The 3,177-nt window shown below is 61.3% G+C and carries 3 protein-coding genes and 1 pseudogene; 2 read left to right on the top strand and 2 right to left on the bottom strand.

All coding sequences use genetic code 11. The features are described 5' to 3' along the window. Window positions 1-415 (top strand): transposase (locus SLW55_RS20520; protein ID WP_320745636.1); only part of this gene is annotated, 415 nt, incomplete at its 5' end. Between the two features lie 360 nt (window positions 416-775). Then, window positions 776-1,078: pseudogene (locus SLW55_RS20515) on the top strand (IS5/IS1182 family transposase); the annotation flags it as partial. Window positions 1,079-1,679: 601 nt separating this feature from the next. On the opposite strand, the gene SLW55_RS20510 reads toward SLW55_RS20515, so the two are convergent. Together SLW55_RS20510 and SLW55_RS20505 are read right to left on the bottom strand one after the other, a co-directional pair. Beyond that, window positions 1,680-2,531 (bottom strand): hypothetical protein, encoded by an 852-nt coding sequence (locus tag SLW55_RS20510; RefSeq protein ID WP_320745635.1) that lies wholly within the window; start codon window positions 2,529-2,531, stop codon window positions 1,680-1,682. A 295-nt stretch (window positions 2,532-2,826) separates the two neighbouring features. Continuing rightward, window positions 2,827-3,177: integrase core domain-containing protein (locus tag SLW55_RS20505; RefSeq protein WP_320745634.1), on the bottom strand; the 351-nt coding region annotated here is incomplete at its 5' end.

Raw genomic sequence — 3,177 nt, 5'->3', positions numbered from 1 at the left:
AAAGCATGGGGTAGCGTTCTACGGCTACAAGCTGCACGCCAGCACGGACCGTCGCTGGGGCTTCATCCGCCGCTACGACGTGAGCGCGGCCAACGTGCACGACAGCCGTCACTTCGAGCAGGTGCTGGACCCGGACAACACCGGCCGCACGGTATGGGCCGATAGCGGGTATGCCGATGCAGCGCGGGAAGCAGACCTGAAAAGGCGTGGTTACCGCCCCGCGATCCAACATCAAGGGCATGCGCGCAAGCCCTTGAGCGAGGCAGCAAAGCGCCGGAACCGTCGAATTGCCAAGGATCGGGTGTTCGGGGGATCACCCGTTTGCGCGCTTGGCCCAACAAGGCAGCAAGTTCGTGCGCTGCATCGGCTTGGCGCGGGTGAAGGTGGTGATCGGGCTGAAGGTCGCCAGCCATAACGTGATGCGGCTGGCACGGCTACAGGAGCGGGCCATGGTGCCGGCTTGATCGGCTGAGGTGGCCGAGCGGCCACCTCAGCCTCCCAACCACCACGATCAGGCGCCGCTCTGGTGCCGTTGCGACAGATGCTGCCCCTAACTCCAGGTAATGGCAGGTTATTCGAGGTGCCCGGATGTCGCGGCTGGGAGCTTCAAGAAGTACCTTTGAATGGCTTTGTCGCACAAATCTCCTCGGCGAGGCCCGTAGACTGACGGTGCGACAGATACGAAGAACAGGCAGCGCGGCAAGTACCGCACGACGAACTGGAAGGCGTACAACGCGGCGCTGAAGGCGCCAGGTTCGTTGACGATGTGGCGATGGCGGTGATCCAGCAGAGCAAGAACGCCAGCCATTGGAAGGCGTCGAATGCGGGCTCGACGCACCGCAACGAGGCCATTCGCGCGTGCAAGCGCTTGGGTCGCAGCATCTGGAAGAAGTGGCGCAGCTACCACATGCGCAGCCTTGTGGCGACGAAGATGCACTGCTTCAAACGACTGGGCGAACAGGTGACGGCAGGCACGTTCGAGCGCCAGGTTGTGGAGTTGCATGTCCGCGTGGCCTTACTCAATCGGTTCAGCCAGATCGGCCGTCCTCAAACCATACAGTGGCATAGGTCCGTCTGAGGTTGGGGTCAGGCCGTCTGCAAGTCGATTTGTGCAACAAAGCCCTATGGCGGCTCCCGCAGCGGTCTCTGATACGCAGGCTGGACGAATCCAATCTGCACGCGATGGGCTAGAGTTAGAGCCGGTAGAGGCGCAGCGTACTGGAATCAGTACAGCCGTAGGCCCAAGTCCACGATCTTGCCAATCGGACTGAAAACCAGCGCGCCGCACCGGCCCGGTTCGACGCCCGCATAGGAAGCGCTCTTGACGATGCCGTAGGCAATATTTCCATAGTGGACCGGCCCGCCACTGTCACCACGAAAGCACGCCAAGTCGTCCCCCACTACCACCTTGTAGGCCAGGGGGTCACAGACCTGTCCGTTGCACTCCTTACTGCTAAAGCTCGCCGTGCTACTCGACACGACGCCGCACGTCCAACCGGTCTGCAAACCCCTGTGGCATACCCGATCTCCAGCTACGGCGGCTGCGGCGGAGAGGATCGCCACACCGCAACTGGAACAGGTGTCCCTCGCAAAGACTTCTCCAAGTGGGCGTTAGCCCAGAACTGGGAAAGAAAACCATGCCAAGTCGTGTGTCGCGTCGAAAATCCGGTCCTCGTAAGTCAGCTTCGCGGTGACCTGTGCGCCGCTCGCCGCATCCGACAAGTTTCCGTACATGAGGTTCTTGCCACAGTGCGCCGCGGTGACCAGGCCCCAATTGGTGTTGTCCTTGTTCCGCACGATGAAGCCGCCGGTGCACTGGTGCTCGTTGTCCAGATTGAGGATCTGCGAGCCGCCCCGCACATATAGGGGGACTGGGTCGTTGCCAATGGCGCACTCTGTGTCGGCAGCGTTGAGCTGGACGATGGCTCGGGCGACTCTTGTGGTTCTGATTCCATGGGGCCCGGCAGGAACTTGAACCTGACAGGCACGCCGAGCTGACGACTCAGCGTTGCGTTCTCGGCTTCGTAGGCAGCTTGCTCCTCCGCAGGGACGAAGACGTAAAGCACGATCGCAGCATCCACCTCATCGATACCAGTGCCCTGCAAGCCGGGCACCTGCTCCTGTAGGTGTGCTTGGTTCGACGCCAGGATGGCGCTGATCTCGTCCAGCGTCTTGCCGGACACCAGCGTGAACTTCACCGGGATGGTTCCGTGCGCCGTGGACAACTCATGGATAGCGGGTAGCGGACCCTGCTTGAGTCGCAGCACGAGCTTGAACCCGTCGCGGCTATCGTCCCAATACGAGGTATCGAGACGGTCGGCGTAGTCCGCTTTGAAAGCGTCGATCTCCGACCGGGCAAGCACCTGCCTGAGCTCCAGGCGCCGCGAGGCTTCCGCTTCAGCCACGTGATTGTCCTTTGCGTAGCTGCGGGAGATGACCTCCAACTGGTCCAAAGGCTTGGCATCCTGAGCCTGAGCAGTACTGGACAGCGCCATTGCGCAGGCTGCGACGAAAAGCCACGTGTGTGTCATCGTTTGATCCTCCTTGAATTTTGTTCCTGAAGGGCAGCTCCATCTATTTTTCTTGTCGCGGATGCATGTGTCAAACGACACAGAGCTTGCATTCCAGCGTCCTTTTTCCCTAGATTTCCGACGCTATCGAGGTCGGATGGCATGGGCAACACATTCGTTATTCATGTGATAGCGGTAGACCCCTAAAACGTCTTCCCATCCGGCTCGGCTCCCACCAACCGCCCCGAGGCATTCACCGGCAGGGTCAGAAGCCCTGCCCCTTCGGCGTCCCCCCCGCTTTCAGTAGCAGGGCTCTTTAGAGTCCGGGTTTCATCGTAGCGGCTTTGGCCGCTAGCTGTTGGGCATAGACGGCCGGGGTCAGGCAGCCCAAGATCTTCTTCGGTCGCTCCTCGTTGTATTCCCGTCGCCAGGTCTCGATCTCAGTGCGGGCGTGCAGCAGCGTCGGGAACCAGTGCTCGTTGAGGCATTCGTCGCGCAGGCGGCCGTTGAAGCTCTCGATGTAGGCGTTCTGGTTCGGCTTGCTTGGCTGGATCAAGCGCAGCTGCACACCGCGCGCGTGGGCCCACGTCACCATCGTCTTGCCGCAGAACTCCTTGCCGTTGTCGGTGCGAATCACCTGCGGCAGCCCCCGTGTCAGCGCCAGCCA

The sequence above is a fragment of the Xanthomonas sp. LF06-19 genome (genome assembly GCF_034105425.1).
GTDB lineage: Bacteria > Pseudomonadota > Gammaproteobacteria > Xanthomonadales > Xanthomonadaceae > Xanthomonas_A > Xanthomonas_A sontii.
The sequence above is the reverse complement of the archived record's forward strand: the minus strand, read 5'-3'. Positions and strand labels throughout refer to the sequence as shown.

What these genes read in the sequence shown, in the direction of transcription:
- SLW55_RS20510 (WP_320745635.1), bottom strand. Translation starts at nt 2,531, where the DNA reads ATGACACACACGTGGCTTTTCGTCGCAGCCTGCGCAATGGCGCTGTCC.